The 14705-nt window shown below is 58.7% G+C and carries 13 protein-coding genes; 4 read left to right on the top strand and 9 right to left on the bottom strand.

Annotated elements, in window-relative coordinates; all coding sequences use genetic code 11:
* Window positions 1-675 precede the first annotated feature (675 nt).
* Window positions 676-1566, bottom strand: coding sequence for a phosphoserine phosphatase SerB (gene serB / locus AC2A6O_RS28895; RefSeq protein WP_148586071.1), 891 nt, complete (start codon window positions 1564-1566; stop codon window positions 676-678).
* Here serB and miaA point away from each other — a divergent pair.
* The 3 genes from miaA to AC2A6O_RS28880 all read left to right on the top strand — a co-directional run bounded on the left by miaA (window position 1550) and on the right by AC2A6O_RS28880 (window position 3893).
* On the top strand, window positions 1550-2518 hold the full coding sequence (miaA, locus tag AC2A6O_RS28890) for a tRNA (adenosine(37)-N6)-dimethylallyltransferase MiaA (RefSeq protein WP_498932168.1): 969 nt from the start codon (window positions 1550-1552) through the stop codon (window positions 2516-2518). The genes serB and miaA overlap by 17 nt on opposite strands.
* Before the next feature lie 210 nt (window positions 2519-2728).
* Window positions 2729-3268, top strand: a complete 540-nt coding sequence (locus AC2A6O_RS28885) for a GNAT family N-acetyltransferase (protein WP_148586072.1) — start codon at window positions 2729-2731, stop codon at window positions 3266-3268.
* A 79-nt stretch (window positions 3269-3347) separates the two neighbouring features.
* Window positions 3348-3893, top strand: coding sequence for a GNAT family N-acetyltransferase (locus AC2A6O_RS28880; protein ID WP_498932166.1), 546 nt, complete (start codon window positions 3348-3350; stop codon window positions 3891-3893).
* Between the two features lie 22 nt (window positions 3894-3915).
* Here AC2A6O_RS28880 and AC2A6O_RS28875 read toward each other — a convergent pair whose 3' ends face one another.
* Window positions 3916-4497, bottom strand: coding sequence for a TetR/AcrR family transcriptional regulator (locus AC2A6O_RS28875; protein WP_498932164.1), 582 nt, complete (start codon window positions 4495-4497; stop codon window positions 3916-3918).
* 118 nt (window positions 4498-4615) lie between these two features.
* Here AC2A6O_RS28875 and AC2A6O_RS28870 point away from each other — a divergent pair, with 118 nt between their 5' ends.
* Entirely contained in the window at window positions 4616-5032 is a 417-nt protein-coding gene (locus tag AC2A6O_RS28870; protein ID WP_498932162.1) for a 4-oxalocrotonate tautomerase, read from the top strand.
* Window positions 5033-5118: 86 nt separating this feature from the next.
* On the opposite strand, the gene AC2A6O_RS28865 is transcribed toward AC2A6O_RS28870, so the two are convergent.
* The 7 genes from AC2A6O_RS28865 to AC2A6O_RS28835 all read right to left on the bottom strand — a co-directional run bounded on the left by AC2A6O_RS28865 (window position 5119) and on the right by AC2A6O_RS28835 (window position 14677).
* Window positions 5119-5676, bottom strand: a complete 558-nt coding sequence (locus AC2A6O_RS28865) for a P-loop NTPase family protein (RefSeq protein WP_498932161.1) — start codon at window positions 5674-5676, stop codon at window positions 5119-5121.
* A gap of 129 nt (window positions 5677-5805) precedes the next feature.
* Window positions 5806-7362, bottom strand: coding sequence for a 2-isopropylmalate synthase (locus AC2A6O_RS28860; RefSeq protein ID WP_148586076.1), 1557 nt, complete (start codon window positions 7360-7362; stop codon window positions 5806-5808).
* Window positions 7363-7786: 424 nt separating this feature from the next.
* The gene (locus AC2A6O_RS28855; RefSeq protein WP_498932159.1) at window positions 7787-8875 is read right to left on the bottom strand and encodes an HD-GYP domain-containing protein; all 1089 of its coding nucleotides are present in this window, start codon (window positions 8873-8875) and stop codon (window positions 7787-7789) included.
* Window positions 8872-11172: an ATP-binding protein gene (locus AC2A6O_RS28850; RefSeq protein WP_498932158.1), complete on the bottom strand. Its 2301-nt coding sequence runs from the start codon at window positions 11170-11172 to the stop codon at window positions 8872-8874. Before AC2A6O_RS28850 ends, AC2A6O_RS28855 begins: the two co-directional genes overlap by 4 nt.
* Complete coding sequence (locus AC2A6O_RS28845; protein WP_498932157.1) at window positions 11169-11636, bottom strand: putative pterin-binding protein; 468 nt, start codon at window positions 11634-11636, stop codon at window positions 11169-11171. Before AC2A6O_RS28845 ends, AC2A6O_RS28850 begins: the two co-directional genes overlap by 4 nt.
* 748 nt (window positions 11637-12384) lie before the next feature.
* Complete coding sequence (locus AC2A6O_RS28840) at window positions 12385-13296, bottom strand: PhzF family phenazine biosynthesis protein (RefSeq protein ID WP_148586080.1); 912 nt, start codon at window positions 13294-13296, stop codon at window positions 12385-12387.
* A 229-nt stretch (window positions 13297-13525) separates the two neighbouring features.
* Window positions 13526-14677, bottom strand: coding sequence for a GNAT family N-acetyltransferase (locus AC2A6O_RS28835; protein ID WP_498932155.1), 1152 nt, complete (start codon window positions 14675-14677; stop codon window positions 13526-13528).
* Between the last annotated feature and the right edge of the window lie 28 nt (window positions 14678-14705).

The following is a 14705-nucleotide window of genomic DNA, read 5'->3' as shown; positions in this document are numbered from 1 at the left end:
TTCCTCAGGATGAGGTTTGTGGACTTGGGTTGTTCCCGGAGAGGAAGCAAGTCACTCCGAAGCGCATTTTACCCGCTCCCAACATGCTCTTGCGTATCCTCATGACGGACGGTGGACTGTAGCGAACTGGCGAGAAGGGGGTATTGGAGCAAGGTGCCCATCCTTCGAGACAGCGCTCCGCGCTTCCTCAGGATGAGGTTTGTGGACTTGGGTTGTTCCCGGAGAGGAAGCAAGTCACTCCGAAGCGCATTTTACCCGCTCCCAACATGCTCTTCCGCATCCTCATGACGGACGGTGGACTGTTTCGAGCGGGTGAGAAGGGGGCATTGGAGCAAGGGGCCTATCCTTCGAGACAGCGCTTCGCGCTTCCTCAGGAAGAGGTTGAGGGGAAGATCGTTGGGGGAAAGAGCGTGGGGCGTGGGTTTTTAGCGTAGATGTGGCGGCCGGAAATGCCGTGAGAAGCAGCCAGACTGGACAGCAGGGAAAACCTCTCTAAAGCTCAATTCGGGCCCCTCAATATACTCTCCCTCATCCTGAGGAAGGCCGCAGGCCTGTCTCGAAGGATGGGCTGCAAGCGCCGGACGAGGAGAGGATGCTCCGGACAAGCCAGGGGAGACCACCCGTCGGAAGAGGGGACTGCAACCGATCAGATCAGAATTGCAGTGCCCTTAACCGTCAGCTCAGAACGAAATCGCTCTCCGCGTAGCCTTGCAGGTAGAGCAGGGCTGTGAGGTCGCCGTGGTCGATGCGGAAGTCGGCGGCGGCAGCGACAGCCGGTTTGGCGCGGTAGGCAACGCCGGCTCCGGAGCGTTCGATCATGGCAAGGTCGTTGGCGCCATCGCCAACGGCAAGCGTGTCGGTGAAATCAAGACCGCGTTCTGCGACCAGATATTCCAGGCGCGTGCGCTTGGCTTCGCGGCCGAGAATCGGTTCTCCGACCTTGCCCGACAGTTTGCCGTCTTCTTCCAGCAGCGTGTTGGCCTGGTTTTCGTCAAAGCCGATCAATGTCGCAACTGCGGAGGTGAAATGGGTGAAGCCGCCAGAAACAAGGGCGCAGTAAGCGCCATTTGCCTTCATGGTCTGGACCAGGGTGCGGCCGCCGGGCATCAGCTGGATGCGTTTGCTGAGCACGGTCTCGATGGCTGAGACTGGCAGTCCGGCCAGAAGGCCGACACGTTCACGCAGGGCCGGTTCAAAATCGATCTCGCCGCGCATCGCCCGTTCGGTAATCTCCGAAATGCGGTCCTTGAGGCCGAGTTCGGCTGCCAGTTCGTCGATGCATTCCTGGCGGATCATGGTGGAATCCATATCCGCGATCAGCAGGTGCTTGCGGCGGCCGGTTTCCTTCTGCACAAAGACGTCAACAGGAGCTCGTCCGATGACTTCGCGCAAGATTGCGTCCGCGGCACTTGCATCGAGGCCCTCAAAGCGGATATCCGCTGCGACACCCGCAGAAAGACGTGTCGCGGTTCCGGTAACGCCGAGTGCGTCGGATGCCTGCAGGACCAGATCCTCGTCGACTGCCGGTGCAGTAGGAGTGGACACCAAAGTGGCAACAAAAGACATGGACGGTTCCCTGAACGACGAAGACGATACGCCCGCGACTGCCAGGCGCGCCATTCTGATAGCCGGGCCGACAGCCAGCGGCAAGTCCGCTTTGGCGTTGTCGCTGGCCAAAGAGCTGAATGGTGTCATCATCAACGCAGATTCCATGCAGCTCTACGAAGACTTGCGGCTGGTAAGCGCACGCCCGAGCGCTGCCGAAGAGGCTGAAGTGCCCCACCGGCTCTACGGGGTGCTGCCTGCTTCGACCGCCTTTTCGACAGGCGCCTGGCTGCGCCTGGCAGAGCAGGAACTGCGGGCTGCCTGGGCAAGTGGCCAGATGCCAATTCTCGTCGGTGGGACGGGGCTCTATTTCAAGGGCCTGACAGAAGGCTTCGCGGAGATGCCGGATATACCACAGGAGATCCGCAACCGGGCGCGAGCCATTGCCGACGACGAGGGCGTGGAAGGGCTGAAGCAGCGGCTGATTTCCGAAGGCGATCCGGCATCCGCGGAGACACTGACCGATCCGCAACGCCTTGCCCGTTCCCTGGAAGTGCTGCTGGCGACGGGACGCTCTCTGAAGGCCTGGCAACAGGAGGCTCAGTCGTCACCGCTTCTTGCACCGCAGGCGTGCCACAGGATCGTTCTGGCGCCACCGCGGCCCTGGCTGCACGAACGTATCGAGCAACGGGCAGGGTTGATGGTCAGCGAGGAAGGGGTGTGGGAAGTCCGGGAACTGCTTGCGAAGGACCTATCGGAAAAGTTGCCGGCCATGCGGGCAATCGGCGTGCCGGAACTCGGTGCCTATCTTGCTGGTGAGACCGATTGTGCCGAAACGATCCACAGGCTGACTGTTGCAACGCGTCAATACGCCAAGCGTCAGGAAACCTGGTTTCGCAACCAGATGACCGATTGGCAACGGGTTGATCCTTCAAACCGAATCGAGATGGAAGCCCTTCAGCGAACGATTTAACCGCTCACAGTCAACTTCTGATGTGTGCGGTGCAGCAGCGGGTTGAGCGTAACTTGTTGGTATTGCGAATGTATTTTTTCCAAAATCCACCTTATACTTTGGTCTGCCATGGCATTGGCACAATTCAGGGTTACAAGGCGCTCATGCTTTCAGTAGCGGGATTTACTGCTACGCGCACAGCCTGACAAAATCCTAGACCGGGAGGACACGGTGCAGACGATCATACTCGAATGCGGTTTAGTAAGGCTCGTTCCCTTCACGCCAACCGATATTGATCTCGTCAAGGATCTCCACTCTGACCTTTATGGTAACCGGTGCACGGAATATTCCACCAACTGCACCGTTGTTGATGCGGCAGAACTGGTGAGGTCTGCCCAGCAGACTCAGGATGATCTTGGGTTTGCCAAATGGAAGGCGGTCGCTTCAGATGGTGCGTTTCTCGGCTGGGCCGGGTTTACGCCGGTCAGCGAAACTTCCGAGATCAGTCTGAACTATTGCCTGCGTCTCGATTTGCTGGACGAGGATCCGGATCTTCCCAAGCGCCTTTGCGCCGCGCTGACGGACTGGTTCTTCGAAAACACCTATTTTTCCCATCTGGTCGCGGTGGTGCGCACTGATAACCGGAAAATGCGCGAAGTGGTCAAGAGCAATGGGTTCAATCACCGCGAAAGCAAAGTGATCGAAGGCATGCAGGCGGATGTGTTTCAACTGCTGAGCCCGTCCATGCAGTCCTATCTGATGAGCGCTTAGGGCGTCCAGGGATTGACCGACATCGGAAATTGGGGTGGACCGTGTATTTCACGGTCCTTTTTGTTGAAAGAATTCCGTTTTGGAAACACCCATTCTGACAACCGGCCGGCTGCGCTTGCTGCCCTTTTCCGAAGATGATTTTGCTCTGCTGCAGGATCTGCATTCAGATCCGGAGGTGAACCGGTACCTGTCGCCGGGACCTGCCATCATGGACCCGGAAGAAGTACGGCGTCGGCTTGCCAATTATATCGGCGACCACCGCCTGACCGGGATATCCAAATGGAAGCTGGAGACGCTTGACGGGACTTTCATCGGCCGGGCAGGGTTTTCTTTCAAACGCGATCCGGGTGGGTACGAACTCGGCTACAGCCTGAAGCGGTCCGCCTGGGGGCAGGGGTATGCGAGTGAAATCGCGCAGGCCCTTGTCGGTTGGTTCTTCGACACGCTGCCCTACGATCATCTGCTTGCCTATTCGGTTGCAGACCATGAGGCATCGCAGAAGGTGATGCGCAAGGCAGGACTGCATTTCTGGCAGGACCTTGAACAGCATGGGCTGACCTGCCGGTTCTACCGGATTACGCGCCAGCAATATCTTCAGTCATTGGATCAGTTGGCAGCGGGCTGATAGCCAGGGCTTCGGCCAGTTTTCAGGCACCCGCAGCAACGTGCAACGCCGCAGGCAGGGCGGCAGCCGTCACCGTTTCGGCAAGCGCCTCATCCGACATGGCCCGTGCCGTGGTCAGTCCTCCGATCAGAATGCTGAGAAAGGCCCAGGCTCGGTCCTGCCTATCTGATGGACTTCCCCCCTTCAGACCGTCGGCGATCAGGGCGGCGATGGTCCTCATCTTGCTGTCGTAGAGGTCTCGTGTCTCGGGTTTGGCGCGCGCGACGTCGGGCGACAGCGCGGTCATGGCGCAACCGCAGGCGCGGTCCTTTCGGTGCGGGCTGCCAAGATAGTATCCCGCAAAGGCCTCGATCCATTTGTCGCCATAGCGGTCTCTGTAGTCCGGAATGGTGGTGATCACCTCATCCAGGCCCAGTTCCAGCGCTGCGTGAAAGGCGCCGTCCTTGGAGTCGAGGTGGGCGTAAAATGCGCCAGAGGTGGCACCGGCCGCCTTGGCGATCGCGTCGACACCAACCCCCGAAAAACCTTCGCTTCGGAAAGCCTGACTGGAAGCGGAAAGCAGAGCCTTCTGGGTTTCGGCCTTGCGAAGCTGTTGTTTTGCCATGAGGTTCTCTCAACTAAAGAACGGTCGTTATATAAATATTGACATCATAACGATCGTTACATAAATAGGGTCTGTTAAAAAATATAACGAACGTTATATTTAATTGAGAGGAACGGAAATGCCACTCGCACTGAATTACACCCAAGGCGTGATGACGGAAGAAGCCGGCCTGAAGGCCGGCAAGAAGATCACCGAAGCTTTTCTGAAATGGCACGGGCTGGGCGGCAACAAGGTCATGACACCCAATGTCACCATGCAGATCCAGGCTTTGCCGAAAAACGGTGCCCTGTCCGGCGGTGAACCGGTGGAGGGGGCCTGGCTGGAGTGCAAGACACCCAGCTTTGCGCTGGCCACGCGCGACATTCAGGTCGGTTTCTTCAAGGAAGCGACCGACATCATTGCCACGGCTGCTGAAGGCCGTTTGCCGGTGGATCGCATTTATTCAAATGTGGTGCATACGGTGGACGGAACCTGGAACCTGGACGGGGAAGCCATGACCAACAGCCAGCTTTCCGAACGGATCTCACAGGGCTGACGTTGCAATCCCGACCGAAAAAGGGCCGCCTCTGCGGCCCTTTGATGGGTTGGGGTCCTCTTTCCTGCAAACCCCGGGTCAGGATTTCAGGAGCCTGGTCCTGTGCTGGCGCCGGTGCGATGTGTGCGCAGAAACCGTTTCAGCTGTCGGGGGTGGGTGAAGACATGGCGGTGTCCTGAGAACACCCCCATGCTTTCCAGATCCCGGTCCCGCCGCGTCTGCCTGTAATTGAGAACGAACTTGAAAAACGGCCAGTCGAACCGCTCCAGGCAGCCGTCCGGCAATTCGCCTCCGCGCGTGCCGCCGCGGCCAAGAAAGGAGCGTTTCAGCACTCTTGTCGCGCAGACAGGCGTCGAAAAATCCAGATAGATCAGTGTATCGGCAGCCTTGAGACGCAGATCCAGGGTGCTGCCGTAGTTGCCATCCATGATCCAGCGCGGGCGGGCGATGAGCTCTTCCATGGTGGAGCGCCAGGTTTCAGGGGACGGGCGCTGCCAGCCTGGCTGCCAGTAGTGAGTGTCCAGATGAATGACCGGCAAACCGGTCAAGGCGCTCAAGGTTCTGGCGGCACGGGATTTGCCCGCCCCCGGGCACCCGGCGATCACCACGCGCTTCATCTCTCCGGCCATGCAAAGGCGTTCCATCTGGTCGGCCTCCCCACAAAACAAAGCCTCCTGTACCTTACCGGAAATCCGGGGGCACAGGAGGCTTTTCATGCCTTGGATGGCAGTGATCCGCTTTCACGTGAGTGAAAACAGGAGGCCTATCCGGCGTCAGACGGCAGCAAGCGCGCCCGGGTTACCGGTTTGCTGGCGCAGGGCCAGCTTGTTCATCGCGGACACATAAGCGCGGGCAGAAGCAACGAGCGTGTCGGTGTCCGCACCCTTGCCGGTTGCGATCCGGCCGCCTGATTCCAGACGTACGGACACTTCGGCCTGTGCGTCGGTACCTTCGGTCACCGCATGCACCTGGTACAGCGACAGGTTCGCTTCATGCGGCACGATTGCCTTGATGGCGTTGAAGGTGGCGTCGACCGGACCGTCGCCGGTGGCTTCCTTGGTGATGTGCTGGCCGTTGACGTCCATGGTCAGGATCGCCTTCTGCGGGCCACCCGTTCCGGCGATGACGGTCAGTGCAATCACCTTGGTGCTTTCGCCCAGAACGCTGATCTCGTCTTCGACCAGGGCTTCGATGTCCTCGTCATAAACGTGTTTCTTGCGGTCGGCGAGATCCTTGAAGCGGCGGAAGGCATCCTGCAGGGCGTTGTCGCCCAGTTCGAAGCCCAACTCCTTCAGCTTGTCGCGGAAGGCGTGGCGGCCGGAATGCTTGCCCATGACCAGGGATGTCGCTTTCACGCCGACATCTTCCGGACGCATGATTTCGTACGTCTCGGCGTTTTTCAGCATGCCGTCCTGGTGGATGCCGCTCTCATGAGCGAAAGCGTTCTTTCCGACGATGGCCTTGTTGTACTGAACCGCGAAACCGGAAGCACCAGCCACCATCTTGGAGGCGCGGACCATGAATTGCGGGTCGATCTGGGTCACGTAAGGCAGGACGTCACCACGTGTCCTGATCGCCATGACGATTTCTTCCAGGGCGGCATTGCCAGCGCGTTCGCCCAGGCCATTGATGGTGCATTCGATCTGGCGGGCACCGCCGGCAACACCGGCCAGTGAGTTGGCAACCGCCAGGCCCAGGTCATTGTGGCAGTGAACGGAGAAGATCGCCTGGTCGGAATTCGGCACGCGCTCACGGATCTGTTCGAACATGGCCTTGTATTCGTCCGGGGTGGCGTAACCGACCGTGTCCGGCAGGTTGATAGTGGTGGCACCGCATTTGATGGCGGCTTCCACGCAGCGGCACAGATAGTCGATCGGTGTGCGCGTTGCGTCCATCGCGGACCATTCGACATCGTCGATCAGGTTGCGCGAGCGGGTGACCGTATCGGTGATGATCTCCAGCACCTGCTCTTCGTTCTTGTTCATCTGGAACTTCAGATGGATCGGAGAGGTGGAGACGAATGTGTGGATGCGGCCTTTGCCGGCGTGTTTCACGGCTTCGCCGCAGCGGTCGATATCGGCATGGATCGCGCGGGCGAGACCGGCAATGACGGAGTTTTTCGACCGTTTGGCAATTTCGCTGACGGCTTCAAAGTCGCCGTTGGAGGCAATCGGAAAGCCGGCTTCGATGATGTCGACACCCATGTCGTCGAGGATTTCCGCGATCTGCAGCTTTTCTCCCAGCGTCATGGAGGCGCCGGGCGATTGTTCGCCGTCGCGCAATGTGGTGTCGAAGATCCGGACCTGTTCATTCTCGGAAGTGGCAGTCATGTCGTTTCGTTCCTGGCTTGGATCGGGCCTTAGGTCGCTCGGGTCAGGATAGGCGGGGCGCGATCCGATGGTCGTGATGCGGTTTTTTGAAAACTCTCCCCTAAGTGCCCGTTTCGCCTAAAGACAAGCGAAGCAGCCGACGCTCAGGGGCATCTAAGAAGGAGGAGGTCGCCAAGTAGAATGAGGCCGCCGCGCTGTGCCAGCGCGTCGCGAGAAGATCCAGAAATGTCGCGAACCGCGATCATGGGTCTGTCTTGGCCTTTGGTCGTCTTTTCAAATGGTCCGCCAAGCGTGGCGCAAAAGCGTGACCGGACGGTTAATGGGAAATGTCATAAGTCAGGATGGAGCACGATGCAACCAGCTTTTCCGAAGCTTGCACATTTGGCAATCCGTGCGGTCCGGATTTTCATGCCGGATGCCGGTCTCAGCCGTTACCGGCAACCGGCATGGGGTCATCGGCGAATTTGGCCTGGATTTTCTCCACTTCCGTTCTTTTGCTCAGGAAGGCGGCTACGCATTCCGGATCGAAATCGCTACCGGCTTTTTCTGCCAGAAAGCGGAAGGCCTGGTCGTTGGACCATGCGGATTTGTAAGGGCGTTCCGTCGTCAGGGCGTCGAATACGTCGGCAACAGCCGCTATCCGGCCAACCAGCGGAATTTCCTCACCGCGCAGACCGTCGGGATAGCCGCTGCCATCCCAGCGCTCGTGATGGGTTGCGGCAATCTGGGTCGCTACCTGCAGCAACCGGCAACTGGAGCCCTTGAGAATACCCGCGCCGATTTCCGTATGCCGGTTGATTTCCTCGCGCTCCTCCGGGGTGAGGGGGCCGCGCTTGCGCATGATCCGGTCCGGAATACCGACCTTGCCGATGTCGTGCATTGGCGCCGCCATTTTGAGGTCGTGACGGAAATCCATGCTCATGCCGAGTTCTTCTGCGATCAGCTCGCAGAAGTTCGCCATACGCAGGGTATGCATGGCGGTGTCGAGATCCTTGTATTCAGAGGCAAGGATCAACCGGTGAACGATCTCCTCGCCCCGTTTGCGCAGTTCCGTCGTTGCCCTGTCGACTTCCTCCTTCAGCCATTCCGCCCGCATTGACAGCTTGCGCTGCGCCTCGGCCAGTTTCGTGAGGTTCCGCACGCGGGCCTTGAACTCCACGATCTCAAGCGGCTTGTTCAGAAAGTCGACCGCGCCGGAGGTCAGCGCCTCGAGCCGGATGTCTCGGTCCTTATCCGCCGTCACGATCACCATCGGCTTGTCGACATGCGCGGGATGCTGATGGACCTGCTTGATAAGCTCAATGCCGTTGAGACCTGGCAACTGGTAGTCGACGATACCGACATCGAATTCGATGGTGTCGAGCGCTGCAATCAGGTCCAGAGGGTCGTTGAAGCTGATGGCGTGGCAGCCGTGGATGCGTTCCACGAGCCGTTCCATGATCCTGCGATTGGTGGGATCGTCTTCGATCAGGAGAATGCGGAAGTCGGTGTCGGCAAGCGGTGTGTCGGTCATATCGCTATCTTCCGGTAATGGTTTTTTGCTTTTTCCAGTTCCACGGTCAGGCGTGTGTCGCAGTTGGGTGTTTCGATGGTTGCTCGTAGCGCCTCGGCCGTTCGCGAAAGGGGGGTAAATCCGAGGTTGCCCGCCGCGCCCGTCAGCGAGTGCAGCAGACGGTCGTAGGTTTCTTCGTCCCCCTCTGCCGCGGCCTTGGTGATCTGCGGCACGAGTGTCTCCGCATGCTCGAAAAACTCGCTCAGCAGGGATTGGAAGGCTTCTTCGCCCAGTTCTTCCTGCAGCTCTGCACGCCTGGCATCTCCCTGTTCGTCTCCGGCAAGATGAATGACGTTGGTATGCGGCAGGGAGGCGTCGGGTCGTTCCTGGGGCTCTGGCGTGGCGACTGTCAGCCCGGTGGTGCCATCGGCTGAATTTCTCGACCGTCCGTGGTTCCGTAGAATGGCAGCGAGCCGCTGAGAAGTGACCGGCTTGGGCTCGAAGCCATTCATGCCGGCGTCCAGACAATCCTGCCGGTCCTGGTCCGAGGCGTTTGCCGTCATCGCGACAATCGTCAGCCTGTCGAATGGCGCACCGAGCTTGCGAATGAGCCGCGTTGCCGCGATGCCGTCGAGATCCGGCATTTGCACGTCCATCAACACGAGATCGAAACCCGCGTTCTGCACGTGCTTGATCGCCTGCCTGCCATTGCAGGCTATGGTGACGTCCTGCCCCAGTCTTTCCAGCAATTTCGCAGCGACCCGCTGATTGATGGCATTGTCTTCCACCAGCAGGACCCGCAGGGGCGGTATCGGGGTGGATAGTGCCGCGTCCTCTTCCCGCTCGGCGGGTTCACACGCCGGAGCCTTTGCTCGTTGAACCGGCAAGGTGAAGCTGAAGGTCGCTCCTTCACCCGGCGTGCTTGAAACGTCAATCGTTCCCTGCATGGCCTCAACGATCTGCTTGCAGATGGCAAGGCCAAGACCTGTGCCTCCAAACCGTCGGCTGATCGAGGAATCGACCTGATGGAAAGCCGTAAAGAGCTGTTTTTGTGCCTCTGGGGCGATGCCGATACCGGAATCCCTGACGCAGACTGTCAGCTCCAGCGCCTCTTCAGTCACGTTGCTTGCCGCCACCTCAAGCCAAACCGAACCGTTTTCGGTGAACTTGACAGCGTTCGACAGCAGATTGAGCAAGACGCGCTTCAGTCTGGTGGGGTCACTCTTGATGAACGCGCCTTCAAGCACAGGATCAATATGCACCTTGAGTTTGTTGTTCTGCTCAAGGGCCTGTCCTTCGACGACGGCTGCGGTATCTCGCACAAGCTCGTCGAACCTGAAGGTGATCAGTTCGGACTGTTGCGATCCATATTCAATCTTCGCGTAATCAAGAATTTCGTTGATCATCTCCAGCAGGGCCCGGCCGGAGCTTGTGATGGTGCGCACGTATCCGCCTTCTTCTGCCGGAAGAGGCTTTTGCGCCAGCAGTTCGGCCATACCCAAAATGCCGTTCAGAGGAGTGCGGATTTCGTGACCGATGGTGGCCAGAAACGCTGACTTGGCCTTGTTGCCCGCTTCGGCCGCCTTGTAGGCTTTTTCGAATTCCGCAGCGGCGGTGTTCATGGCCTCGCGGGTCTGCTTCACGATGCGGATCTGAAGAAGCATGTGGAAGGCCAGGAAGAGTGCGGCAACGACGATTGCGAACATGAAGAGAAAAGCCAGCATCTGCGCTTGGAAGACATCGTTGCGGGTTTCTGCGCGCGCTTTGGAAATCGCTGCATTTGTGCGAACCAGAAATTCGTTGGTGGCGTAGCGAATTTCCTCAAGCGTTGCCTGGACAGGCGAAAAGTCGATGCCGGAATAGTTCTTTTGCGCAGCGATGCGATTGAACACAGGCTCAATGGCCAGGATCTTGTCTTCGATGCTCGCGATTCTGGATCTGACGTTCTGGCTCTGCTCGAAAAAGATGTTGTATTTGGAGTTTGCAAGAACCGAGAGGCGTGAATAGAGGATGTCGTATCGCGTCACCAGATCGCGCGGTGTGACGGCTTGTTGTGCTGCTTCTACGCCAGCCTCGCCGATACGGTACGAGGCATGCTGTACCATTTCGAAAACCGCTCGCACCTCGCGGTCAAGCTGGTAGACCGCCCACATTGCGTCTTCGCGGATGGCATCGTGCAACTCGCCTTCCCGTTTCGCCAGCAGCGAAAAGATGGCCAGGACGGTACAGACGAGAAAAATCTGGACGACGAGTACGAATTTCGTCGCCCGTGCTGCCTGTTCAACGGCCTTACCGCCTATTTCGAGCTGGTTTCTCACTCGACAACTTCAACTTCACGGATCTGCCAGACCGACCGGGAAAAGTATTTCTCGTTGAAGAGTTCCGGGTTGGTATCGAAGGGATAGATCAGGAACAGGGGACCCTTGTTGCGAACGGTCATGTATTCGCCGTTCATTTTCGTCGCCAGCATGGTGTCGAAATTCTCGGCGTCGCCCATCGGGATTTCAGCGCTGTAGTCGTTGAGCGCCTTGACGATCAGTTTGGAGCCGTGTGCCCCGACTTCCTCAAGAAGCGAACGCAGTTTCGGGCCGGAAAAGGCGGTGGTTCCTTCGGTCCACGGTGTCGCGATTGTCCTGGAAATGGTCTCAACACCTTCCAGCATGTCCATGTCGAATTCGGCGCTCTCCCCCTTGTTCGTGTTCTTGATATTTCCAGTCACAACGAGGACGACTTCACCGGTTGGAGCAGGAAGGTTATCTGCCTGCGCGGAAGCGCTCAGCATGAATGTTCCTGCCAGTAGGCTCAGTAAAGACTTCATGGCGTTTCCCATTTTTTTCTAAATTACTGTCATTTTTTACAGTAATTCTATTTTTTCTTCCTATGGGGAACTTTGATACATGAGTGGGCTTTAATCAAATGCAAAATGATTAGGCAAAAATCTTCTTAAACCCATTGGGTAAAGTAAGCCGTATTCACAATTTTGTTATTAAATTCAATAATTTATGTTGCCGGGAGTGGCTTTCGTATCGATCGGCTGATGCGCGAGCAAAACGTCATCCTGAAACCTGTCAGCTGAAAGAAATACTTAGGCTTTAGGTCGCGCTTATCTTCGATGTTTCGGGCTTGCAGCCCGGCAGGTGCTGCCGGTTGAGCGTCGGGCAGTCCTGCGCGCGAGCCTGGTGGAGGTGGAGGACCAGCAGCCGGAACCGGCCGCGGCATCTGCCGCAATCTGGATCGGTCACAGAAGCTGACCGGCAAAAGCTGGGGCGAGCGTGTCGACCTTCCGCGCGCACTTCAGGGAACAGGCCAGCACCAGTCGGCTGCCGGTCCAAAAAGCACGTGCGGCTGATGGATGTGTGCACACTTCCGAAGTCGGAGAAACTGTTGGTCTTCAAGGCAGCACTTCAGGTGTGCTGTGATAGCCCAGTTCAGCCGGAAGTGCTCGCGGCGTTTCCGGTGTCGCCGCGCGTCACCAAGGCGACGGGTCTTCCCGGGCAGCACACTGACCGTCCGGGAGCCAAGCAGGTCTGTTAGACGAACAGTTCGCCTCTTGCTGCCAGGGTCGCCTGACCGCCAATCCTGACCGCGTGCATCTTGCCGCCCTCGATATCGATTTCCAGATCGATCAGAGAGGGGCGTCCCATCTCGAAGCCCTGCTCGATGCGGATATGGTGCGTGCCGTTGGGCAGATCATCATAATAATCGACGACACCGGCGAAAGCGGCTGCAGCCGAACCTGTCGCGGGATCTTCGGGAATACCCATGTCGGGTGCGAACAGGCGGGCGTGGAAGGCACTGTCGTGAGAGCGGGTTTCCCGGCAATAGACATAGGCGTCGGTGTGACCGTTCTTGCCGAAGCCACGGTTCCACATGGCCGGCATCGGCTTGGCGCGCGCCAGCGCATCAAGATCGCGCACGGGCACGAAAGTGAAGGGAGGGCCGACGCGGAAGCGCGAAGGGCCATGGTTTTCGAACCCGATGTCGCTCGGCTCCAGATTGAGGGCGGCGGCGATCAGGTCGATATTGTTGGTCGGTCCGGCAGGTTCCGGCAGGGTGGGAACATCGAACTCGGCAAAAGCGGCAGCGTGCTCGCGCAGGATCACGGCACAGCGCACCGCGCCGATCTTCTGCTTGAGAACCACGACGGAATCCTGCTCGCCCGAAATCTCGCCAAAGCGTTCGGTCGCCAGAAGGATGGCCGTACCGACGGTGGGGTGTCCGGCAAATGGCAGTTCCATCTTGGGGGTAAAGATCCGCATGGTGGCCGAATGCCCTGGATTTTCCGGCGGAAAGACGAAGACCGTTTCGGAAAGATTGAACTCGCCGGCGATCTTCTGCATCTGCGCGTCGCTCAGGCCCTCGGAGTCCAGAACCACCGCCAGGGGGTTCCCGGCAAGGGTCGTATTTGTGAAGACATCCAGGATCGCATAGCGGCGGCTCATACTTCTTTTCTCCCTGAAGCCGCCTGCCTGCCTTCAAACGAAGCCTGGCAAGGGGCTCGAACGCTGTAAATCAACAAACCTGTCCTCAACGGACGGCCCCTGTGAAATCCGAGGTGCCGGGTTCAAAGGTGAGCGGACTTTTGCATTTTAAGGCAAGTCCTGCCAGTGCTTAGTGCGCATTCTTGGTGAACAAAATATTGCCGTTCGCGGCCGCTTTGCCTTGCGCACGTCATGGCAGCAGATATCTGCCGAGTGACCGGGCGTAGGGCACGATGGCGCTGTCCTCCAGATCCGCGCGAGTGCGAATGATGCGCATATCCGCCAGTTCCTGTTCCTCGGACGCTTCGGAAAAACGCAGGATCTCGGTGCGCAGTTCCTCCGCGGGGCGGGGCACGTCCATCAACTGACCGATGGAAATCCGCCAGCCGTCGAAGGTCACCAGCAATTCCGCAGGCCGGACATCCTCGCGTTTCAGGCCGGTTTCTTCTTCCAGTTCCCGGTAGATCGCTCCGACGACGTCGACCTTGCCGTCTTCGGTCAGGTCGGTCGGGTCGAGATTGCCGCCGGGGGGATAGATCATCCCCGCTGTTGCCGTTTTCGAAGACATGACACCGTAAAGCAGTGCGCCATCGGCGGACCGCAGGATGGCGGAACCGAAAAGATTGAATGCGGTTGCATCCGGAGCGCCCCAGTCGCGCCACGCCAGGAACGCGGCAAAGGAGCATTCGGTGCAGGTGCCATTGAAAGCACCGTCCTTGAACTCGAACCCGGTGAGCTTCATCGTGCGGCCATTCCACAGCTGCGGAATGCGCTTTCTGGCTTCCTCGAAATAGGCGTCGATGGCCTCCGCATGCGCGGTTTCAAAAGCCCAGGGTTTGTCTGAAATGCCGATGTTCAGGGTGTCGACCCGGTAGACCGCCGGAGCCAGCGGTTTTTCCATCAGGGGGATGTCCTTGTCCGGCGACATCGCGCTTGGCCTTGTCGCCAGCGTCCGGAACCCGCGCTTTTCATAAAACGGACCCGCATGGGCGTCGCTTTCCAGATAAAGCCGGCTCAGGCCCAGGCGCTGGGCCTGATCCTCGGCGCGTTTCAGCAGAAGGTCGCCAATGCCTTGGCGCTGGGCTTCGGGGGCAACAAACAGGAAATCGATGAGAAGGGTATCTTCGCTCTGTTCGGAGAGACCAGAAAAGGCAACCGGAAGGCCGTTTCGTTCGGCAACGGTCATCGTCAACGACCGGACGGTTGCCTCGGATATCCGCCAGTACTCGCGAAACTCCGCCATCTTCTCCTCCGGATAGCCCCAGGTCGCCTTGGCGCGGTGGAGAATATCGGTGAGGGCGGGGGCATCGGCCTCGGTGGCCGGGCGGAGTTTCAGTGGCATGGGCAATCCAGTCGGTTACGTTCCGGAC

This window comes from Labrenzia sp. ATLA3 (assembly GCF_057180185.1).
The sequence above is the reverse complement of the archived record's forward strand: the minus strand, read 5'-3'. Positions and strand labels throughout refer to the sequence as shown.

Bases quoted from the DNA above. Each gene is read 5' to 3' on its own strand.
- AC2A6O_RS28845 (WP_498932157.1), bottom strand. From the start codon at position 11,636: ATGCTGAGCGCTTCCGCGCAGGCAGATAACCTTCCTGCTCCAACCGGT.
- AC2A6O_RS28835 (WP_498932155.1), bottom strand. From the start codon at position 14,677: ATGCCACTGAAACTCCGCCCGGCCACCGAGGCCGATGCCCCCGCCCTC.
- serB (WP_148586071.1), bottom strand. From the start codon at position 1,566: ATGTCTTTTGTTGCCACTTTGGTGTCCACTCCTACTGCACCGGCAGTC.
- AC2A6O_RS28860 (WP_148586076.1), bottom strand. From the start codon at position 7,362: ATGACTGCCACTTCCGAGAATGAACAGGTCCGGATCTTCGACACCACA.
- AC2A6O_RS28870 (WP_498932162.1), top strand. From the start codon at position 4,616: ATGCCACTCGCACTGAATTACACCCAAGGCGTGATGACGGAAGAAGCC.
- AC2A6O_RS28875 (WP_498932164.1), bottom strand. From the start codon at position 4,497: ATGGCAAAACAACAGCTTCGCAAGGCCGAAACCCAGAAGGCTCTGCTT.
- AC2A6O_RS28855 (WP_498932159.1), bottom strand. From the start codon at position 8,875: ATGACCGACACACCGCTTGCCGACACCGACTTCCGCATTCTCCTGATC.
- AC2A6O_RS28865 (WP_498932161.1), bottom strand. From the start codon at position 5,676: ATGGAACGCCTTTGCATGGCCGGAGAGATGAAGCGCGTGGTGATCGCC.
- AC2A6O_RS28840 (WP_148586080.1), bottom strand. From the start codon at position 13,296: ATGAGCCGCCGCTATGCGATCCTGGATGTCTTCACAAATACGACCCTT.